Genomic DNA, 21,521 nt, shown 5'->3' with positions numbered 1-21,521 from the left:
TTTTAAAGGTAAAAAAGAAGTTGTTCTCTTCCGATATTGAATGTAATACGTTATATTTGTGTTGATATTATAAAAATATTTACAGAACAATATAGCGTCTTTAAATGATAATCAACACGATAGATTTAATCAACTTTCGAAACTTTGAAAATTCAACTTTCAATTTTCATTCACATTTCACTGTTATTATTGGGGAGAACGGAAAAGGCAAATCGTCCATATTACAGGGATTACGAGTTGCGGCTGCAACTTTTCTGATGGGTATTGACGAAGCAGAACGTTATCATATTCAGAAAGACGATGTTAGACGTATTGATCTGCAAAACAGATTCGTTCCTCAAAAAGGATGCAGTATAAAAGCCTACGGAACTTTTAATGATGAAGAAGTCGTTTGGAAGCGTTCTAAAACATCGTCCAGCCGCACAAATTCAAAAGATGCCAGCGACATTATAAAGATTTCTGAAAATATTAACAGGGCTGTAAATGACGAATTCAGGGAAGATCTTGATATACCGGTTATTAATTTTTTCAGTACATCAAGATTATGGGTTGAGCCAAAGCAAACTGTCAAACTAAAGAAAAAAGGTTCCAGACTGAGAGATGGATATGCCAGATGTATAAACAGCAGTTCCGATAAAAAATCTCCAATGGAGTGGATTAAGTCAACGTATTATAAAAGTCTAAAGGGAAGAACTGAAAGTGTGTTGCTGGATGCTGTTTTAGAGGCTATAGACATATGTATACCTAATTGGACACCTTTGGAATGGGATGAAGACACTGATGATTTAGGCGGAAAGCTTTCTGATGAATCGGGCACATCGTCATTTATTCCATTATTTTATTTAAGTGACGGACTCCGAACTATGGCTGCTATGGTAGCTGAGATCGCTTATCGATGTGTCGTTCTGAATCCTCACTTAGGGGCTGATGCCGTGAAAAAATCTAAAGGAATTGTTTTGATTGATGAGATTGATATGCATCTTCATCCTAAATGGCAGCAGAGCGTAGTAAATGATCTTAAAACGGCTTTCCCTTGTATTCAGTTTATTGCGACGACTCACTCTCCATTTATCGTACAATCTCTTAAAGCAGAAGAACTGATTAATCTTGATGCTGTAGTGGAGGAAGATCCCAATAAAATGAGCATAGAAGAAGTCACTTCTCATATCATGAAGGTGGAACCACGCAGTCTTGAGTTTCAAAAGATTTTCGATAAGACAACCTACTATTTAGATTTGCTTAACAAAATTAATCTGGGAGATGATTTTGGGCTTGATGACAGTAATCCCTTGAAAGATCAATTAGATGAACTGGAAGAGCAGGCAGAAATCAATGACCCGGCTGTAGCCGCTTTTCTGAAAATGAACAGGCTGGCTTTACTGGGATCAGACAATATAAATAAAGAGAAGGAGTAGTTATGCGTCCAATAGAAAGAGGTCCTGTACCAAAAAATCAAGACGGTAGCGACAAAGTATACACCTCTTATGGGAATGCCCGAAGGGATCTTATTGACCGGATGGGTCAATATTGTGCTTACTGCAATCAAAAGCTTCCGGCTTCATTAGCTGTTGAGCACGTACGGCCGAAAATTTCAAATCCAACATTAGAGTTGGCTTGGACAAACTTTGTTTTGGGATGTACCAACTGTAATTCGACAAAAGGGAAGAAGGAAGTTATTCTTGATGATTATCTGTGGCCAGATGTTCATAATACCCATATTGCCTTTCAATATGAAAAAGATGGCACAGTAGAAGTACATCCGTCTTTACCTGCTTCTTTAAAGACAAAGGCTAAAAATATGTTGGATCTTGTGGGATTACAAAATTATCCTGATAATCCCACAGCAAGTGACCGCCGGTGGCTTAATCGCAAAGAGGCGTTTGTCAAGGCAAATGCGGCATTGAAACTTTACCAGTTAGCTGCTGGAAAAGGCGCTGCTGCAGAATTCGAAGAGATGTTAGGATTATTGGTTTCTGATAACGGTTTCTTTTCCATCTGGATGCAGGTATTCAATGCTTATCCATCAGCTAAGCGACATATTATCAATTCGTTCAAAGGCACAGCCACCGGATGTTTCGATGCAAACTGTAATTCAGTAAAAAGAACTGCAGAATTGTAGAAATTCGATTTGCTACAGTATTTTAATCTCTTCCGGATAGATTGAATATACGTCTTTAAAATTATTCCTTACATAATTTTTGACGTCATCTGAATTATACTGAGGCGAAAGCCATTGGTAATCGTATGTAAAAGCTCCCATTTCCGTTATCCATTTCATTGTCATATCGTACGTCGTATTATTCATGTAAAAAAAGTTAAATGTATCCATAATATTTTCTTCAGAAATTCCTTTATACAAGGTCGGTCTGATCTCCCCACCCACTACATTAGTAAATAAAGCCTGATGCTTTTCAAAAACTTTCTTTACAGTCTCAAGATCAATTTCTTTACTTAGCTCACCCGTCATAGATTTTCCCGGCCAGCAAAAGATATTCGGATACTTTAATTTATCTTCCTGAAATCTTATATATTTCGAAGTAAAAAGACGAATCACTAAATTCTCATTACTAAATTTCATATCAGCCTCCTCAGCCATCATCTTCTTCACATCCGTATGCTCTTCAGCCCAGCTTGCTGCAATTGCACTTCCTATCAGCGGAGGTAAACAAACAATTGAATCACAGAGTTCCTCGGATAACTTAACATATTCATCCCGTGAATAATCCTTTACAGCATTTTCCCATCTATCTTTATTCACTGCAACATTTTGGCAAAGCAGGGTAAATCGCATACCCGGGTCATTGGAGATAATGAAAGAATTATAATCAATAATGTCTGAAGGAAAACCTTCCGCCGGATTGATAGCGACATCGCATATCAATAAAAACAAACCGATTACAGAGTTATTTAAATTGGTGGGACGGTCAATGCCTGTTATCATTAAAAAAAGATCAAAAGCTTCAATATATATTCCCTGCAGCATTCCCATCTCTGCAAATTTTTCATATGATAAATCACTGGATCCAATAGCAAGATATTGCAGCTGGTTAAATCTTGCCTGTCCTTCGTAGATGGCGTGAGTACCCAGTGAGGATATGGTAACGTCAGCGTCCGTTGTAAATCCCGGTATTTGACTTCTCTCTAATTCAAGAAATTTAGGAGACCAATCTTTGATTTTTGGAAGAAAATTAAAGTGCGGATCAATAGAAACGGAAAGTACATTTATGGACATTGACCAGAGCATGTGAAAGCAATGACCTATATTAAGAAAAAACCGTTTATCCTTGAGCATGTACCGGATGTTCTCATTATTACTGATGTATGCAGTAGCAAATCTTATATCATGATAATAATTTAAAATTCTGTTGATTTCTATATTGTTATAAGACCCTGTCTGGGAATAATAATACTGATCATACGCTAGTATTGGTTTATAAATTTCATTTCTATCCACCAAAGTTTTCAGATCCCGGTGAGCAATATGTGCGAGTGCAGGATAGCTTAAACTCGTAATAAACCCCAAATGTGATCCCACATGCTGCCACCAGTGAATGGTCTCGTGAAGATAAGTTGAAAAAGCCTGAATCCTTTCAAAGCTCATATCATTTCTGTCAAGCGCTTTAAGAATATCATCATGCAGTCTCACAACAGATTGCAATGGATTATAAGAACCTCTCAGTCTGTTTCCGTTTACAGCAGATGCAAAATTCATTTCCTGAAGTTCTTCCGTCATCAAGAGTTTAGAGTTAAGATTTTTCATAAAAGTATCAACAATTTGATTTTACAATTTAATAATTTATGATCTTCAAGCGTATCCCAGCAATTTTATGGCGTTATTGGCTTTTTCATTTCTGATCGGATATTTCTCAGGCATCACCCATCCGATTAATTCCTGTATGCCGGAAAGACTCAATTGCTTTAATTTATATTTTGGATTTGCGTAAAGATTATGGATACGCAGATCAAGATCTTCATTGGAATATAAAAGATATTTAAAAGACGACCTTATTTTCATAATAGAATTTTCCTCTACGAACTTTTTATCCGCTGCAAATCTTTTAGTCCGCATTGCTCCGGAATGGAGATTTGAAATAATAGTAACAGCATCGCTGTCTGTTAAATAATCAATTTTATCTTCCGCCAGGAGTGCAGCAAATATGTTTGCAGATTTATCTGCCATGGTGTACGTATAATTATCTTCATTTTTATCCCAAGAGCAATAGTCTCTAAAGATTTTCTGAAGCGTTTGCTCCTTGTCAGAACCTACGTATAAACGGACATCAGTTCTGTCCCATTTGACTACGACCCAATGCCAAAAATGATCAATAACCAGATATATAGGTACGCCTGGATATTCCTTTTCAGAAATTTCAGATACAATTGCCTTTATTTGATTAACGGCAGCACAGAAAATATGATGTTCCTTTGCATGACGTCCGATTCGAGGCTTATCTTCTTTTTTTGACCGACCGGATAAAATCGCCGTTTCAAATGCATCCAACTCTGCTTTCTCATCCGCTGCTTTTTTTGCGAATTTATCAAAGATAATTTTAAGCCCGTCCAGATCCGTGGGCTGCAGCTGGTAGGAAATCTTCCAGAGCGCTGAGAATTCCCTGTCAATTTCTTTCAGATAATTTTCATCCCTAATTATCGTATTGGTCTCTATATTCTTATAAAGTCCACCAGCTGTAAGATTAGATGATCCAATAACAAAAGCAAAAGGTTTGGAATCTTTATAAAATATAAAAAATTTAGAATGAAACTCATTTCCTAAGAACTGAATATTTACATGCCTTTTCGAATATATCTTTAACAGAGAATAATAATTCGTTGGAGGGCGTAAAGATACCAGTAAATCGACCGTTTTTGAACGGTCTACCCAAGTACTAATTAATTTTGTATCAGAAAAAAATGCGGTTGCAATTTTAATACAATCCGCTGTCTCAGATAAATCCATCATGAGATCTTCAAAATCCGAACATCCGTTATTTGTTATAATTTTTATGTTTTTATCATTCATTTTTTGCGTGTTTCAACTTTACAACAAACTTTCTTTATAATTATTGATGTCTCTTATTTTACTATTAAAGCGAATTCCTAATACAAAAGTTTCAACATTATCTATACGGTACTTTTCTACATAATTTTTCTCTATAATCTGATTCAATGTTTCCTGAGAAAAATCAGTGTTCTTGGAAAATTTGAACTCAACTACATATATCTTGCGACTAAAATGTATAACAGCATCGATTCTTCCCTAAAAATTCTTCAAATGGAAACTTTTACGGAAAACCGTAATCTTAGAAATTATTTTCTAATCTCATTCAGTTTTTTAATCAACATCTCTCTTTCTCCGCTACCTGTCGTAGAAAATCTTAACAAAGGAATCTTATACTTGTTCAAAATCTCATTTTTCAAAACATCTCTTTCAGCTTGCCTGCTTTCTACTTTATGATATTCATACCCATCTACTTCTATTGCTAAAACTGGATTTTTTCCCAATTTATTGTAGATTAGAAAATCAAGATGTGTGGCGTGATGTTTTGCATACTTTTCTTCTTCAGGACTTAATTTAGAAAAATCCAGCAGTAAATTTCTTAAGGGATGATGCAGAATAACTCCATATTTTGAAAATTGATCGTCGGACAACACTTCTCTGATTAATGCATACATGAGATTCTCACTGTCGAAAACAGATTTCTTTTTTTGATCCGATAAAAGTGCTCTTCTTTTTTCTTCATACCCTTTGTACAGGTAATCAAAAATAGAATGTACTTCACTGTTGATTGTACTGAAATTATTGTAATCAATATAGCGAATCAAATCTGAGATATTCGTGTCATTATCACTTTCATTTCCGTTTACCAATAGAATCAGCTGATCTTTGGCTCTTGAAATGGCTACATTTAATCGATTGGGATTATCGGTGAATTCAGAGATTTCATTATCTACGGTGGAGAGAATGATCACATCATTTTCTCTTCCCTGAAACTTATCCACTGTATCGGCTTTGATATCTGTTCCCTGAAAGCTTCTTTGTAATGCGATGGTCTGATTTCGGTATGGCGTTACAATTCCCAGATTCAAACCTTCCAGCTTTTGTTGTGGAATGATTTCCTGAATAATCACATCAATCTGTCGCTGATTCTCTCTTTGACGGGCATGGTTGCCTTCAGTTGTTTTATAGACTAATAAAGGTTCTCTTTCCATCTGTCCTTCCGAGAGGATAATTAGCTGATCGTTATAAAATTTACGGTTACAAAAATCAATGATTTTAGGATGGCAGCGATAATGTTCTTTTAAAAGTGTTTTAGGCAACTTCGGAAATACTTCTGTTACGGAAGAAAGCAGGCTATGACTGGAATACCGATAAGGTTCCGGAATATCATAGTTCCTAAAGATATGATCTGTATTTTCTGCTGTTTCAGAATCCACTACATTAGGTAGCTGTTTTAAGTCTCCTACAATGACGGCCTGTTTTGCACAGGATAATGCGAGCACACCCGTTGCAAGATCTACCTGTGAAGATTCGTCAATAATGACATAATCGTAGACTACATTTTCAGCAAGGCTTCTCCTTAATGAGTAGGTCGTACTCATAATGACAGGATAATCTTTAATAAATTCTTCAGATTTAAAACGAAGATCCCATTCAGTATATTCTGAACGTTCCTGTCCTTTATATCTTTGATAGAGTTTGTTTTTAAACAGCTGCATCGATCCTTCCGTATATTCTTTCATTTTATCATTGAAGGAAAAATGCTCTAAGATATTTTGCAACTCCTGCTCTCTGAGAGTAAGCTCTGAAATTTTTACTTCATAATATTTTGACTGAACAATTCTGATCATTTCTTCATACGATAAAGTATAAAAAATCTTATCTCTCAACCCATACAAAAAAGGGAATATCAGTTTGCGCCACCAGTAAAATTTCTTCCCTGTTTTCTCATAGTCTTCCAACGTTACCCATAAAGAAAGCAGCTGATCTGAACTGACATTCTTTTTAAAACGGATTTCCGTTGCCAACGCTACATCATAAGTAAAATGCTCATGCTCTGTTTTAATCTTATCGATTTCCAGTTTGAGTAAAGCCAATTCATTCTTTAATTCCAATTTTTCAATAAGCTCAGCAAAAAGAAGGAGGGTTGACTGCATAAGAGATTGTTCCTGTTCTTGCTCTAATTTAAAATCTGACAGATCCGGGATTTCAGTCTGAGCATTGATGAATTCTTTTTTATTCTGACTGCTTCCCAATAATGCCGCTATAAAAGAAACCCCATTGCTTTCCAGTTTCTCAAAAACATTTTTTGTCGCCGAATTATTGCTTGAAACAACAGCTACACTCTGATTATTCATCACCGCATTGGCAATAATATTGAGAATAGTCTGTGTCTTTCCTGTTCCGGGAGGACCTTCTATAACACTTAACGAATTTGAAAATGCATTGTCAACTCCTTTTCTCTGGCTCAGATTAAAACCAAAAGGAAAGATTTCAATAGGAGAGGCGTGGTAATTTTTATCAGGTTCTTTTCCGTTAAGGAAATTGTAAAGAATAGATGTCTCAGGAATAAAAGATATCTTCCCATAACTATTGGCAAGAATATTATTGCCTTCCTCTGTCTTCAAGCCAACGCTAGCTGCAATCGCCTTTAGGTAAGAAAAAATATTTCCGGCTCTCTCACTTTGAATAGCAGATCTTACCATCTTAATTTTATGTTGAGGATAAGAATAGGCTTTACCACTGCTTTTATATACTACGACACACTTATTGCCCTCATAAGAATAAGAGTCTATCTCATCAGTTTTGTCTTTACCATCAATGTAGATGGCTTGGGATTTTAACTTGGAAATTGTGTTTTTTTGCATTAGTTTTTAGTTAGTAGCAAATATAGTGAACTGTTGATAAAATATGACTCAAAAGCTAGGAGACTTTGTCGAGCGAGTAATCAAATGATACCTCAAATTATTACTCTTATTGGAGAATACATTTCAAAACAACATTAACAGCTGGGAGTCAAGAATGATTATCTAAAATCATTCACATCTCTTGGTTTCTGAATAAAAATAGCAGAAAGTCTTCTGTAGAATTCTGCTTGAGTAATTCTTAAATATGGCTAATCATGACTTTAAGTCCATCGACCAATTATTTACTTATTATTTTATTGAAATTTTTTCTGTCTTGCAGCTTCAATTTTATCAATTAATTTATTGAGTTCATTATAAGTTGCTGTGTAGGAAGTGATAATTTCTGCGTTAACTATAGCTACTTCTCTGTTTTTTTCAACATCTTCGTACTCGATTATCGTCTGTTTGCTTGGATAGTAAAGCATTAATTCTCCGTGTGTATATTTATTTCTATCCATAATAAAATTATAAAATGTTTTTGTAAGCGATTTAACATCGTATTCATCAGAAATATCTTTTATCCAATCTATTTTATTTGATTGTAGAATTTCACTGAAGAGTTTTCGATGTCCCATAAAATCTAGTTTTTTGTACTTTTCTTCATATTTGTCAAAAATACCTTTAAGTTCTGAAGTATATTTTAATCGTAGATGAAGCGCCTTTAATTTTGAAAATAAATTTTCAGCAAGTTGAGAACATCTTCCCATTTGTGTCTTCACTTGACTAATAGCAGCAGCACTTTCTTTTCCAAAGATTGCCTGTCCATCGATTGGCAGCTTAAAACGTCCATCTTCGCTTTTCTCCGACATTAAAATTAGTACGGCATGATTAACAGGCATGTCAGTACCTAATTTGTTTTCAGTATACATTTGATGAGAGATTTTTGACGTCATATCTTCTTTTTCAAATTTAATTACATGAGGACTTAGTAATGATAGAATTTTCATTTTTTAATATTTAGATTATTAAATAGTTTTTATTCTTCTTGAAATCTTATTTCAAAATTTTTATACAAAGCTTTAAATCTTTTATTAGATAATATATCTTCACCTATTTCAAATACAAATAAATTACCTAAGTCTTTTATGCGCCGCTGGCTGTTATTAAGTGTATTGGTTACAAATAAGATTTTATAATATTCTTTAGCTGTCTGTGCCTTCTCAATTTCTTTTTTAGTTATTTCAAAACTTTCAAAACTGTCAGATTTTCCCTTCACTTCAACATAATACTTATTTCCATCATCATCCAAATACTCAATGTCATATCCCAATCCATCCTGACCTTCAGGATTATAACCATGATGCGTTTTATAGATCTTACTTGCAAATTTGGAAACCCAATTAACTGTTTTATATAAACTTTTTAGCTTATCATATACCACCATTTCAGCAACTAAGCCTATGGTTATTTTAATTTGGTCGTTTATGCTTCCATCAAAACGATTTCCAGATGCGGTATAGTGGTTTCCAGCATTGATTTGGTTATCAATTTCCAGGGTCGAAATTGATTCAATTTGCACGTCATCTGGATTATAGAAGCTTTTTAAGTAATCTTCTAATTCTGAGTCATTCTTTGACTCATCATTCTCATTAACACTCAACCAATCTTTAAAAAGGCTAATAAGTTTTTGTGTTTTGCTAAAATATAATAAACTTCTTCTAATGTTGTCTGATAGAAATAAATCTAAATTTTTTGTGTTTAATCCTGCAGATATTATCTCATTTTCCAAAATGATAAAATTATTTTTATATATGGTCGCAGAATCGAAGGTGGAACTGGAGTTTTTTAAATTATCTACTGTAATTTCAACGTAAGAAAATTTGTTTTGTACAAACTCAATAAAATATTCATCGACATCTAAACTTAATATATTTAAAGAAATACAAAAGTCGCCTAAATCCTTATATGAATCCAGTAGATTTTGGTATTTTTCCTGATCATCATCACCCTTGAATAGCAAATACTTATACAAAATTTCATTAAATGAATTTTCAAATTTATTTTTAATACCTATCAATCTTTTTGAATAAAATTCTCTAAAGTCAATTTTTGGGAATAAAAATTTGTTAAGATCGAGCAATTTGATTTTTAAGTGTATCAGCAATTTGGTCAGTAATTCAATATTTAAGGGATCGGATGTAAAATTAAAGTTGAAATAAGTGTTAAAACTCCTTATATTTTTTTCATCAAGATCTAGGATTTTACTAATTTCATCAACGTCGATTACTTGACCAATAAAAATACCCTCCCTCTTGTCTTTACCAGCTGCAGAAAGAATTGCGTCCCAAAATTTTTGAATTTTTGTGAATTCAGTAGTATTCAGCTTGTTTCTTATCTCAGAAATTCTCTCAGGTATTATATCATAGTCCATTAAGTAATCGGTCTTATCAACTGCATTAAGATATCGAAGTAAATCTGAACTATACTTACGGGTATCTCTTCCTAACATGTTCAAAAAGACTTCAGTGATTGCCTCAGCCATCTGCTTGTAGGTATTTATATCGCTCGATTTCGAGAGATAAATACTATAATCTTTTTCCGTATCAACATAATGGTTCACAATTATTATCACAGGCTCAGAATCAGCCACTGAAACCTTGACTGATACTAGACTTTTTTCAAATACTTTTACTAATTTAATCTCTTCGATATAATCATTCATTAAAGTATCTAGTGTGCATTCTAAAATGGCTATTGCCTCTGGTAAATATTTGAAATAGTTAACTAATAAAGCAGAATTGATATCGTCACCATTTATTAATTCTTTTTGAATTGAATTTGAAAATCTCTTTCCAATTTTTGCTGCAATTTTTCCAAATGTATTCCTATCCCTATTTGTAAATTGTGGTTGTATCTTCTTCTTTATTGTCGAAGGAAGAATTTCGTAATTTGGTTTATTGTCAAGGTAGTATATCCTTGATGCTCTTTCCCACAAGCTTTCTTTTGTGATCTCATCAACACCTAAAAAATATTGATCTTTTAAGCTCTTTATCTCGTCAAATTGATTATTGATATAATAAAAATCAACTATTTTTCCAAGAATTCTATTATAGAAGTCTATAAATTCCTTTTCTTGTGGGATATTTTTTTCATATCTAACATAAATATATTGTAATAAATCTTTAAAATTTTTAAGATGGTCCGCATCAAGATGGATCAATCCTAAAGCCTGTATAAAGTTCTTTTTAACATCAAAACTTATAGGCAAAAGTTTTAAGTATTTAGAAATTACATGATTATGAGGCTGTGAAAAATCTAAATATTTAATTCCTATCAATTCATTGATGGAATATGAGAGGTCTTCACCTTGAAAATATATCCAGGCATCAGTACTGAGGGTTTCAGTAAATGAGGTGATTGGAAGGATTTTATCTTTAAATGCACTCCTGTAATTACTGTTCCCATTATGATATTGTAAACTTGGAAATAATTCATTTTTTATAAATTCTTCGTATCGCGTCCAGTTTTCTATGACAGAATTACTAAACCAATGATTGTATTTAATAGGAATGTGCAGAACTCTGTCATTTTTTGTATAAAATGGTCTGCTGGTCAATCCGCATTGATCTTCAATTTTTTTATTGCGTACCTCACTTGTTGCAACAGTTAAATTTTTTTCAGAAATATAGACAGCAGGAATATCCCAGATACCAAATATTTTTGAAAAATCAGTTGCTTCAATTTTTTCAGATTCATCACCAAGCCACTGAAAAATATTCAAGTCTGCGAAGTTTCCTGACGGATACAGTTCACGAAGATTTTCATTATCAAAATAAATGGGATTATATATTGGTGAAAGCCATTTTTTGCTTCCTCGAATTGGAAATAAAATCTTTTCCCTAACATCTAATTGAGATTTTACATCAAAAGGATATAGGTTGTAAAGAGTGTTTAATATATCTGATTTAGGAACATTTGATGTATCAAAAAGCTTTAAAATCCTCCTTATCAGTTCGTAGGTATTAAATTCCGTGATACCAGTTCTACTTCGCCCTTCTCTAAAATCTTTTATCTTGATGTTTTTATGTATAAAATGAATGTGTTTTTTTATACTTGCTGGTAACTCAATTCTATTTCTTCCGCCACCATAAAATACATCTTCATTACTTGATACTAATCTCCAGCTATCTGTCAATAAAACATTTTTACCAGTTAAATCTAATTCAGAATGTTCACCGACATAATTATAAAGATTTTGAAAAAATTTGATTTTCCGCTCCTTAGCTTGTTTTCTGCATTCATTTTCAATTTTCTCTTCAATATCTTTGTAGCTCAAATATGGTACATCAAATTCTGTTCTAAGCCAGCTAATTGTATCAGCATCGTCACTGAAAATGAGTTGCTTGCCAGCAAATTTCCGATCAGGAAAAAGACCTTTGTCGAACCCATCTGTAACCATTACCTCAGATGGTAAATAGTACTTCTTTGCACCGCTATCATAGATGAATTTTTGATTTTTTAATCCGGCTACAACTGTATCATATAGTAAATCGATTTTTGCGTCTTTATTTCTCTTAAAACACAATATCTTATTAGTATTAATCCGACTATTTTTTAAGCTACTAAGCATTTCACCAACTATGAAGTTACCTATTTCTTTCAGAAGAAAATTATTTATAGCAGAATCTCTAAGCGATGTTCTTTCCGGATTTACGATAAAGTAGCTGTGTATTATGAACCTAAAGCCGGAGCTGATCTCTAATGGGTAAAATAGAAATAATTTAGCGTCTTTAATAAAAGAGACTTGTCCCAAACTATTAACTTCTAAAACTATATTTATATCAAGCCCAGATCTTTTGCCGAAAACATCTTTTTCTTTACCATCTAAGGTTTCTAAAACATCTTCGGGAGTATAAATTGGCTTTGAAGGGGTAAAATATTTATACTTTAAATTTAAAGAATCGTTAGCCTGAATCTCAATCAGATTTTTCGAGGGATTCTTTTGTATTGAATAGCTTATATCTTTACCAGTAGACAGAAATTTCAGATATTTTATATTACCTAAAAGTATCAGCTGTTGAGGCTGTATCTCTACAAATGCCTCAACTATATCGGTCTCACTGATATTCTCTTTCAGAGGAAGGTGAATTCTTGTGACAATGCCTTGAGATTTTTCTTGATCAGATAATTTTTCAGAATCATAATGTGGGAAGTAGAATAGAGGTGTTTTATTTTGGGTTAGTTTTTTATCAGCATATCTTTGGAGTGTTGTTATTTTGTCAAAATAAACTGTACCATGATGGGTGATGATTCTTGGCTTTTCCGTAACTTCCTGAATGGACTTAAAACCAATTCCTTTAAACCCAATATAATCCTGGCTTTCTTTAGTGCTTTGTCCTATCGTTGTAATCCCCTCGATTCCTTCAGCGCTAAATTCTGCACCACTGTTTGATATCGACAAGATATTATTGGATAGTTCTATCAATATCTCCCCATCTTGGTCAATCTCTTTGTTGGCATCTCTGACGTTTTGTATCAGTTCAAAAAAATAGCGTCCTTCATATGCTTGTTGTAAATACTTTTCTGCTTCTGCTATTGCTCCTAAGCCTCTCGGGGGTGTTCGTTCGCTATCAAAATATAGTCCCTCAACAATATTTTTTAAATCCATTAACTTTTCTTGGTATTAGTTTTTTTAAAATTACTTTATTTGTGACATTCACATGAATTATTTAAATTTTAAAGCACTAAATATTTGTTTAAAATCCTCATTGTAAAAATTTATTTCAAAAGAAGTTCGTTCATTTTTATTATTCTTATCCAACATAAATTCGGTTGCTTCAATGTGTTTAGATTCGATTCCTTCAATTTTTTCGCTGTAAAATTGATCACCGAATACCTTATTTTCACAATTGAATATTAATAAGTTGGTGATTTTTTTATAGCACAATTCTGGGTTTTCTTCAATGAAGAATTCATCAAAATAATCCTTAACCTTTACATCATCAATCTTTTCATAACCCATCAGTAAAATATTACCTTGTTGATATGGAAAAATACTAATAAACATTTCGGTGTATCGATCTAATTTTCTACCTGATTCTTCTTCTAATTTTTCAATTTCTTCAGTAGTATCATAGGTGAAAAATGTTGATACACAGAAATCAATTCTCGGAATATCCCTTTTTTTAAAAACAAAGTGTTCGGTATTTTGTTCTAGATCCAATATTATTTTTTGTTCTATTCTTTTCAGATCCGAAATGGCTAATTTTCCATCTTCAATATCTGTTATTAGTACTTCTTTGTCAAATAAATCAGAATTTGTATCTAAAATTAATTCGCAAGTTTCTACAAACACTATTTTCTTATAAATCTCATCATACAAAACTCTGAGCGTGAATAGAAGCATTGTTCTGTATTTTGTAAAATCAATGTCAGTCGTTTCTATTTCTTTAAAAAGTTCAGTATCATGATGATTGCAAAAACAATGAAATGCAAATGCTTTTTTTAAACCAACTCTTTTAAATTCTAATTCATTTTTTTGATGATTATTTCGAAAAGTCCACAGATGGCTATTAGTAGATATTTTGTCTAAAATACCTTTTCGTTGAAGAATATGAGAATTAATTGATTTCTCATTACAACCTGGATAGAAGCATTTTTTAATGTTATTTATTGCTGTTTTTCTAGCTTCTACAATTATTCTTTTTTTTGTGAAATTTGAATTCATGCTGTTCTAATTGATGATGATTTTAAAACCAAAAAATATTTGATTTCGGAAAGTTCACATTAATTGGTTGTTAGGAAATTTTGAATTGACAGTTAAAGATTTTTACGTAAGTTTTTGAAATCAAGAATCGCTCGTATCTGCTAATTTTTTATACAAATACAATCAATCTTTATGTCAAGAACTTATTTTTAGATATTTGTATGATTTTTAAATATCCCTTCTTTCTATAAATTCTAATAAGTTTGGATTACAGACTACAAATCCATCAGTAAATCTGAAAAAAACTGAGTTGAAATTTTCATACTTAATATCTTCAATATTGAAATACCTTTTACCCCTTGCAATATCCAGTAATCTTTCAAGTGTTTTTAAGGTTATACCAACAAAAGGAATACTTTCATCGTAAAACCGTTGATAATATCTATTTAATGATACAATTTCATCAAAACCATGAGTTTTAAAACCATCAATTTTGAAAACTGAGACTGGAAATTTCTTTTGAATAGATAGATCATCTTGTGATAAAAGCGAATTTCCTATAAAATTTAAATAGGTCTTTGACAATATTCTTTCGTAGTGGGCTAATTTTATTAGTTCCCCTAAATTCTCATCTTCATATTCTTCGCCCTCATAATCTGGATCTTCAATGTTAAGTATTGAATTTGATAACTTATTATTTTCATTGGCGATTGATAAAGATGTAATATATCCTTTAACAGCTTGTGGTATCTCATTTATCAGTATTTCAACAGTATCAAATTGTTTCCTCCATTTATCGAAATCGTCGCTATCAAATTCTATAGCATTTCTTCTTCCTTTTGCTTCTGCTAAACATGGCTTATTGTTATTGTCCATGAACAAATAATCAGGAGTGTCACCTTTTTGTTTTTTTTTTATTGAAATATGGGAAAATTTCCCAGGTAAATTTCTATTAAGTATATTACTAATATTTGCAATATACGTTTGACCGAAAATCTTTTCAACAAAATATCTGCAGATTGTTTGTCCTAATATCCGCGAATTATCACGGCGCGAGTCTTTGTCAGCCCCTGGTTGCTTCCCTGTAAATTTAAATTCAGAAACATCTGGAATCAAATAATTTAATAATGTAAATTGACCATATTCAAATATTGGTCGTCTATCATTAAATGCTTCCAGAAAATATCTTGCACACAGTTCTTCAAGATTAATCTCGACTTCTTCTAAAAATTTTTTCTCTATCTGATCAAAAATATAATTTCCTGAAAAATCGGATGGGAATCTATTAGTTTTTATATCCAGTGTTCTTTTACTCATAATTATTTTAATAACGATTAAATTCTTTGTAATTTTTTTGGATTTATAAATCTCATACCTATATTTCTCTTATTAGCTCTCGTTTCGTAGGCTAAAATTAAGGCTCTAAGCTTGAATGTAACATGACAGAAAATTTTTATATCCAAAATTTAATTATCATGTTTTTGGGTTTGGTAATAAGTATAATAAATATCGAAATGAATTTACTTCTATGGTATTATTATTTAAAATCTATACCGTTTTGTCTTTCTTCTTTTCAAATAGGTAAATACCTTGTTTTTGTTCCAAAAACTCGCGGACGAAATACGGAATTCTTACAATCTCCTTTACATGATCGGGTGCATCCCCAGGAACTTCAAACTTTGCAATCTGGTCATTATAATTAATCATTTCGTTTCGAAAATTTAATATCCCAACTTTTTTATTCCTCTTTCTGTAAGGACTGATAAAACTTAAATTTAATGTTTCACTTAAGGTCCAAGAATGTTCAATTTTCTTATTATGAAAAGTTTTGTGTTTAAAATACAGATTAGTTAAAACTACTATATCAACATTACTGTATTTATCTTTACTATAAAAAGAGTCCTTAGTAAACAATCCTTGGGAAGCATAAAGATAGCCAAACCAGCTTTGCATATCTGCTGGATCATCACAACATACAAGTAAAATATTGATTTCATTTTCATCAGAATCAGGATTAAATTTCTGATGAGCAGACTTTAAAAAATCCTTAAGATTATTATCCATGTTTTTTAGCACCAAATGAGGTTTTAGTAGCTCTCCTTTATTGGTCGATCCTTCATCAATAGAATTTGAAATAACTCCCATAACACCTGGCATATTGTCAAATCTACCTGATGACAGATATTTATAAGAATCAGATTTTTGCACCTTTTCCTTATCTTCGAAAGTAGCACACTTAACTTCAACATTATAAGTAAAGCCATGAGATTTAAATTGAACATCAATATCTTTTTTATTTTTAGGATTCACTTTTTCTTCAACCTTAAAATCTTCTTTTTCACAAAAATAAGTTGCTACGGACAATTCGCAAGCTGACTGAATAAAAGCTTTTTCATCAAATTTCGCTTTGCTCAGCTGCATTTTATCATTCCAAAGTATTTTAAAATCTTTGAGAGACATATAGTTTTTAACTTTTGAGATGGACACAATAAATTCGTCAAAATAATTGTTGCCAGATTCTTTAGCAATTCGCAGATAGTGATTAACTGGAAGCTTCAATAAATTAAATTGTTCAATCATATATTTATTAGTTTCATATTACAAATTTTAATAATTTATGAAAGGTTTTCAATGTTCTTGGAGATATCTCTGAACTTAATGATATCCTTATTAAAAACATCAATGAGTGTAGAAGTAATGGAATCCATATCCAGATAAGCAGAATTTACTTGGTTTGCCAATAAATTGACATTATTCGCTTTTTCACTTTTTTCAATGAATGGAAAAATATTTTGGGCTAGAGGACGAATATGATTTTCCACCAAAAACTTTCTACTTTTTAATGAGGTTGGTTGATCTCCCACAAAATTGAACACCTCTCTATCTTGATGAAGTTCGTTTACCCAGTTAGAATAAAAATCTTTATAACGCTGATCTTCATGTTCATCCGTTATGGTCGAAAAAAACACGTTTGAACGAAGAAGTTGCCAAGTAGAATAAATTTGCTCTTTATCCAAATATCTTTGTCGAAAGAAATTCAGTTCATTAGTAAAATAATTTTGATAGGTACCAAAGAAATCTGAATCAATTAAAAACTGTTCAAGAACTGGAATTTTAGCAGTGTCATTTTTTGTAATATGTCTTTTAAGATCAACTAAATTGATCTTGTCGATAATATTATTATTTAATGAGGTTGGAATAACTGGATTTTTAAAATCGCCACTTTGTAAACTGGCTACAAAATCCTGTAGATTTTCTATAGTGGCTTTAATAGCTTGATTTAAATTCGGAAGCGAATTGATAAAAAAATCAAATGCATCTTGAGCAGCATCTCTTCTCTGTTTAAAATATAATATAAAAGCGACGCTGAAACCAACTAGTCCAATGATTATAGTAGAAATTCCAATAAATATAGTCCATTGGTCTAAATTAAAATCCCAATTTTTACAAAGAACATAGTATGTATTTGTAGTATTCATAGTTAAAGTTTTTAGGGATAAAAAATAATAAAATAAAAGCACTTTTTGATTATTAATACAATGGATGTGAAAATTTATTATATTATTAATCGATAATTAGTTTTTGCAAAAGAATTTTCAAGTAGCTTTAACAGACGTGTTTGCTCACATCATTGCACTACCATTTAAAAGGATTAACAATAATTTTTTAATTCATCTAGAGAATTTAGTTTAATCTGTCTTAAACATTCTAACTGATGATTATTAGGAAGATCAATTAAATCAAACTCATCTTCATTATTATTAAGTTCTATCACAGCATCATTACCAACTACAGTATGATCTTTATGCTTGTATAAGGAACATTCGCCCGCAACCACGAGCTTAAGTTTTTTAGTAGCTTCTGGAGTAATTGCAATATTAAATCCTTGACCATTCACTCTAACACTTGGATAGAAAATACCATCAAATCCTTGTTTTATGGCAATCTCAGAAAAAATTGCGGAAATCATATAGTCATAATCAGCAGAAATATTTTCTTTTGAGAACTGCTTTGCTAAAAATGTCTGAATTTTTAAAGACTTCTGAATAATGTCAGGTACTTTATTCAAAATTTCTTGTGGAATATTTTGAGTAGCTGAATTATAAGCATATACAAGTTCTCGGGTATAACTACTTTCTTCAAAATAATTATCTTCATGAATAATTGACAATAACTTTAAATCCTCAATAACTTGCCATTTTCCAAATGAAATTTTTTTGTAAAGACTAGAAGATTTATCTCTTAGTTGCGGAATAGACTCAGTTACTCCTATAATTCTCAGATTGTCAAGTTCTCCGGGTTCGGGTTTATCCGGTACAGCCGTTGCATAGAACATTGTCTGATATGGGGTACTCGCTCTTTGATACGTTTTATTAAATTTCTGAGGTTTGTAAGAAAAGTCACCTTTTGTTCTGTATCTGATGTCCTCAGATTCATGGGGACGGGCTCTCATTACAATTTTTCCAGCATGGAAATTAACTTGCATAGAACAAATGATTCCAATTTGACTTAAGAGGTATTTTATTTCTTTTTCAGGATAGGTAGAAAGATCCAAACTCTGAAGGTCTTCTATAATTTTTTCTATTTCCATTGGTTATTAGTTTATTAATTATTTACTTTTTAGTAATTTAAATTTGGTTAATCAGGTTTTGCTGTAATGCCATCTTTAGATTCTAAAATGATTCTATATAAATCTGATGGTATATCTGGATAATCCATACTAGGACGATCTAAATCATTTTTGAAGATATTTACTAATTTGCGGGCGTTTTCTAAATCTGTCCTTTCTGGTCTGTTTAAAGTATCTTCTAAAAATTTATAGTGTAGATCAACTTCCTTAATTAGTTCTTTAATATCGTGTTCTTTGGCGAATCTGTAAATATATTTCCAGATTAAAAGACCATTAATAGCAATTTGGAAGTTATCAATCCATATAAAAGAGTCATAGATTAAGTTGTACGCAAGATGAACACATGTTTTTCCATTTTCAACTAATTTTTCTGAATCATAATCACTTGAGCTAGGAAAATAGGTGTAAACTAAAGAATTAATTTCTTCGGAAACTTTTATGCTCTCGGAGCTTCTAATGGTTTGAGATACAGAATACAAAAAATCTAGTACTGAATGAGCTATTTCTTCGTTTCTGTGTTTATAAAATTTGAGTAACTTCTTGAGTAATTTAATTTTTTTCTTTATAGATTTATTATTGAACTTGTCTTCTATTTTATCAATTTTCAAAATAATCATCGCAGTCTTAGAAACCGCTAAGCTAGTCTCATAATCGAAGGTTGTCTTAGAAAGATCATTTTTAATATTTAACTGTCTGTATTTGTCATAAGAATTAGGAAAAAAATTTGCAATTATCGCTGCGGATTGCTTCATCGTAAGTAGCTCACTTGATATTCTTGCGTTGTCATAAATAATATATTTAAAACCTTTACTATTATTTTTTAGACTATGTAGTTTATTCGAAAGTCCTGAAGAAGCAATTGTAGAGTAAAATCCTATGAAGCCATCACAATCAAATTTTTTTACTCTATCAGAGATGTCTGGTTCATCGGTATCAGTAACCGATTTATTTGAATGTGCATGATGCTTGCAGCTAACCAGCCACATAGTTTCAGATGTTCCGCTAAAACCTTTTTGTATTTCCTTGACCAACAAATCTTTTTTCCCGTCCGGACCTCTATCAGGTCTTTGGACTATTTCGAAACCTTTTGCTTCTAAAAATGCACATGCGAATTGTTCAAAAAAATCTTGGTATTTACCACCTTTATTTGACGGCGGAATATCAGCAAAATTAACGATCATGAATAAAAATTGTATATCAAATATACAAAACTATCACATCCTATAGATATCTGTGATTTTTACTATATTTACAAAAACCACAAATATGAAAACACTAAAAATCTACAGCGCAATCGCAACAATCGTAATCATCACTTTGTCTGTACTGCTTTATCAAAGCGATACAAAGTTCAAAAATTCAACACTAACCTTAAAATTAAAGAAAATAGAATTACAACAAAAATCTAAACTACTAAAAGAGACAGAAGATGTCTTACAACAATGTTCCGACCGCTACTACAATGAAATTGGAAAATAAAATACTACCAAAGGGAAGATTACATTTTTATTTGTAAATAGAATAAAGTCTTGTAAGTTTTTTCTTTGAGATAATAGTTTTATCAATTTCATTGTCTGTCAAGGAATTAACAATTTCGAAATATTTACTATTACTAATTTTAAAATAGTCACAAATTAAATATATGTTTTGAAGAGTTGTATTTGGAAGAGACTCTTCTCTTGCACTATTCCAGTCAACATTATATTTTTCTTTGATATCTATATTAAGATACACTTGAGTCATGGGCTTACCATTGATAAGAATTTCCTCTCTCAATCTTTTGTTGACCACACCGACAGCAACTTTATATCGGAAAACTTTTTTCTGATATTCCACTACTGTAAAATAATTTATAAAAAATTGCAATTTCAACGACGTATATGTCGTTATTTTATTATATTTGCTTTAGTCACATTATAAATGTAACTTTGCGATACTTCAAAGAAAAATAGAAGCTATTGCTTAGAATCTTGTAATAGAAAACTGGTAATTTTTAAACACACAAGACGATAAGTAAGCGGCTCACGACCTAGGCGTGGGTCTCTTCCTCTTATCTGTGTGTAAGGTATACCAGTACCCCTATTACGGATAATGTAGAGTACCCATGCCGTCTTTTTTCAATGCTGTTCGCTCATTTCTACATTACAATCTAAGCCCTGCTTACAAAATAGTATCACGAACGATACAATAGGAGGGTACAACCTATTGAGGCTTTAAGAAGCTCACTTGGGAAACAGATTCATTCATATTAAATTCTTTCCGGTGCCTTGCGGTTACTGATTACAGAACCTCACCAGTCCTTTTCATACCAAGGGGCATTAGGAAAGTCTTATTTGAAAA

At 31.9% G+C, this 21,521-nt stretch carries 16 protein-coding genes; 3 read left to right on the top strand and 13 right to left on the bottom strand.

Annotation, left to right across the window (positions count from 1 at the left end):
- The first annotated feature begins 104 nt into the window (after window positions 1-104).
- Entirely contained in the window at window positions 105-1,415 is a 1,311-nt protein-coding gene (locus AC0NBN_RS07210) for an AAA family ATPase (protein WP_160812831.1), read from the top strand.
- 2 nt (window positions 1,416-1,417) lie between these two features.
- Window positions 1,418-2,119 (top strand): HNH endonuclease, encoded by a 702-nt coding sequence (locus tag AC0NBN_RS07205; protein ID WP_160812832.1) that lies wholly within the window; start codon window positions 1,418-1,420, stop codon window positions 2,117-2,119.
- A 12-nt stretch (window positions 2,120-2,131) separates the two neighbouring features.
- Here AC0NBN_RS07205 and AC0NBN_RS07200 read toward each other — a convergent pair whose 3' ends face one another.
- The 12 genes from AC0NBN_RS07200 to AC0NBN_RS07145 form a co-directional block, all read right to left on the bottom strand.
- Window positions 2,132-3,760 (bottom strand): hypothetical protein, encoded by a 1,629-nt coding sequence (locus AC0NBN_RS07200; RefSeq protein WP_160812833.1) that lies wholly within the window; start codon window positions 3,758-3,760, stop codon window positions 2,132-2,134.
- Window positions 3,761-3,805: 45 nt separating this feature from the next.
- A complete protein-coding gene (locus AC0NBN_RS07195) occupies window positions 3,806-5,020 on the bottom strand; it encodes a phospholipase D-like domain-containing protein (protein ID WP_160812834.1) in 1,215 nt (404 codons plus the stop codon).
- Window positions 5,021-5,038: 18 nt separating this feature from the next.
- On the bottom strand, window positions 5,039-5,251 hold the full coding sequence (locus AC0NBN_RS07190) for a PD-(D/E)XK nuclease domain-containing protein (protein WP_160812917.1): 213 nt from the start codon (window positions 5,249-5,251) through the stop codon (window positions 5,039-5,041).
- A 56-nt stretch (window positions 5,252-5,307) separates the two neighbouring features.
- On the bottom strand, window positions 5,308-7,866 hold the full coding sequence (locus AC0NBN_RS07185; protein ID WP_160812835.1) for an AAA domain-containing protein: 2,559 nt from the start codon (window positions 7,864-7,866) through the stop codon (window positions 5,308-5,310).
- A 293-nt stretch (window positions 7,867-8,159) separates the two neighbouring features.
- The gene (locus AC0NBN_RS07180; protein WP_160812836.1) at window positions 8,160-8,852 is read right to left on the bottom strand and encodes a hypothetical protein; all 693 of its coding nucleotides are present in this window, start codon (window positions 8,850-8,852) and stop codon (window positions 8,160-8,162) included.
- Between the two features lie 29 nt (window positions 8,853-8,881).
- Window positions 8,882-13,513, bottom strand: coding sequence for a sacsin N-terminal ATP-binding-like domain-containing protein (locus tag AC0NBN_RS07175; RefSeq protein WP_160812837.1), 4,632 nt, complete (start codon window positions 13,511-13,513; stop codon window positions 8,882-8,884).
- A 57-nt stretch (window positions 13,514-13,570) separates the two neighbouring features.
- Window positions 13,571-14,572 (bottom strand): hypothetical protein, encoded by a 1,002-nt coding sequence (locus AC0NBN_RS07170; RefSeq protein ID WP_160812838.1) that lies wholly within the window; start codon window positions 14,570-14,572, stop codon window positions 13,571-13,573.
- A 207-nt stretch (window positions 14,573-14,779) separates the two neighbouring features.
- A complete protein-coding gene (locus AC0NBN_RS07165) occupies window positions 14,780-15,868 on the bottom strand; it encodes a hypothetical protein (RefSeq protein ID WP_160812839.1) in 1,089 nt (362 codons plus the stop codon).
- 231 nt (window positions 15,869-16,099) lie between these two features.
- Window positions 16,100-17,131, bottom strand: coding sequence for a hypothetical protein (locus AC0NBN_RS07160; protein ID WP_160812840.1), 1,032 nt, complete (start codon window positions 17,129-17,131; stop codon window positions 16,100-16,102).
- A gap of 35 nt (window positions 17,132-17,166) precedes the next feature.
- Entirely contained in the window at window positions 17,167-18,030 is an 864-nt protein-coding gene (locus AC0NBN_RS07155; RefSeq protein WP_160812841.1) for a hypothetical protein, read from the bottom strand.
- A gap of 173 nt (window positions 18,031-18,203) precedes the next feature.
- Complete coding sequence (locus AC0NBN_RS07150; RefSeq protein WP_160812842.1) at window positions 18,204-19,142, bottom strand: RES domain-containing protein; 939 nt, start codon at window positions 19,140-19,142, stop codon at window positions 18,204-18,206.
- A gap of 47 nt (window positions 19,143-19,189) precedes the next feature.
- Window positions 19,190-20,362 carry a restriction endonuclease gene (locus AC0NBN_RS07145; protein ID WP_160812843.1) on the bottom strand — a complete coding sequence of 391 codons (1,173 nt, stop codon included), beginning with the start codon at window positions 20,360-20,362 and terminating at the stop codon, window positions 19,190-19,192.
- Between the two features lie 85 nt (window positions 20,363-20,447).
- Here AC0NBN_RS07145 and AC0NBN_RS07140 point away from each other — a divergent pair, with 85 nt between their 5' ends.
- Window positions 20,448-20,660 (top strand): hypothetical protein, encoded by a 213-nt coding sequence (locus AC0NBN_RS07140; protein ID WP_160812844.1) that lies wholly within the window; start codon window positions 20,448-20,450, stop codon window positions 20,658-20,660.
- 27 nt (window positions 20,661-20,687) lie between these two features.
- On the opposite strand, the gene AC0NBN_RS07135 is transcribed toward AC0NBN_RS07140, so the two are convergent.
- The gene (locus AC0NBN_RS07135) at window positions 20,688-21,017 is read right to left on the bottom strand and encodes a hypothetical protein (RefSeq protein WP_160812845.1); all 330 of its coding nucleotides are present in this window, start codon (window positions 21,015-21,017) and stop codon (window positions 20,688-20,690) included.
- Between the last annotated feature and the right edge of the window lie 504 nt (window positions 21,018-21,521).

The sequence above is a fragment of the Chryseobacterium sp. L12 genome (assembly GCF_056133985.1).
The sequence above is the reverse complement of the archived record's forward strand: the minus strand, read 5'-3'. Positions and strand labels throughout refer to the sequence as shown.

Bases quoted from the DNA above. Each gene is read 5' to 3' on its own strand.
- AC0NBN_RS07140 (WP_160812844.1), top strand. From the start codon at position 20,448: ATGAAAACACTAAAAATCTACAGCGCAATCGCAACAATCGTAATCATC.
- AC0NBN_RS07200 (WP_160812833.1), bottom strand. From the start codon at position 3,760: ATGAAAAATCTTAACTCTAAACTCTTGATGACGGAAGAACTTCAGGAA.
- AC0NBN_RS07165 (WP_160812839.1), bottom strand. From the start codon at position 15,868: ATGAGTAAAAGAACACTGGATATAAAAACTAATAGATTCCCATCCGAT.
- AC0NBN_RS07150 (WP_160812842.1), bottom strand. From the start codon at position 19,142: ATGGAAATAGAAAAAATTATAGAAGACCTTCAGAGTTTGGATCTTTCT.
- AC0NBN_RS07170 (WP_160812838.1), bottom strand. From the start codon at position 14,572: ATGAATTCAAATTTCACAAAAAAAAGAATAATTGTAGAAGCTAGAAAA.
- AC0NBN_RS07145 (WP_160812843.1), bottom strand. From the start codon at position 20,362: ATGATCGTTAATTTTGCTGATATTCCGCCGTCAAATAAAGGTGGTAAA.
- AC0NBN_RS07210 (WP_160812831.1), top strand. From the start codon at position 105: ATGATAATCAACACGATAGATTTAATCAACTTTCGAAACTTTGAAAAT.
- AC0NBN_RS07155 (WP_160812841.1), bottom strand. From the start codon at position 18,030: ATGAATACTACAAATACATACTATGTTCTTTGTAAAAATTGGGATTTT.
- AC0NBN_RS07185 (WP_160812835.1), bottom strand. From the start codon at position 7,866: ATGCAAAAAAACACAATTTCCAAGTTAAAATCCCAAGCCATCTACATT.
- AC0NBN_RS07175 (WP_160812837.1), bottom strand. From the start codon at position 13,513: ATGGATTTAAAAAATATTGTTGAGGGACTATATTTTGATAGCGAACGA.
- AC0NBN_RS07205 (WP_160812832.1), top strand. From the start codon at position 1,418: ATGCGTCCAATAGAAAGAGGTCCTGTACCAAAAAATCAAGACGGTAGC.
- AC0NBN_RS07160 (WP_160812840.1), bottom strand. From the start codon at position 17,131: ATGATTGAACAATTTAATTTATTGAAGCTTCCAGTTAATCACTATCTG.
- AC0NBN_RS07180 (WP_160812836.1), bottom strand. From the start codon at position 8,852: ATGAAAATTCTATCATTACTAAGTCCTCATGTAATTAAATTTGAAAAA.
- AC0NBN_RS07195 (WP_160812834.1), bottom strand. From the start codon at position 5,020: ATGAATGATAAAAACATAAAAATTATAACAAATAACGGATGTTCGGAT.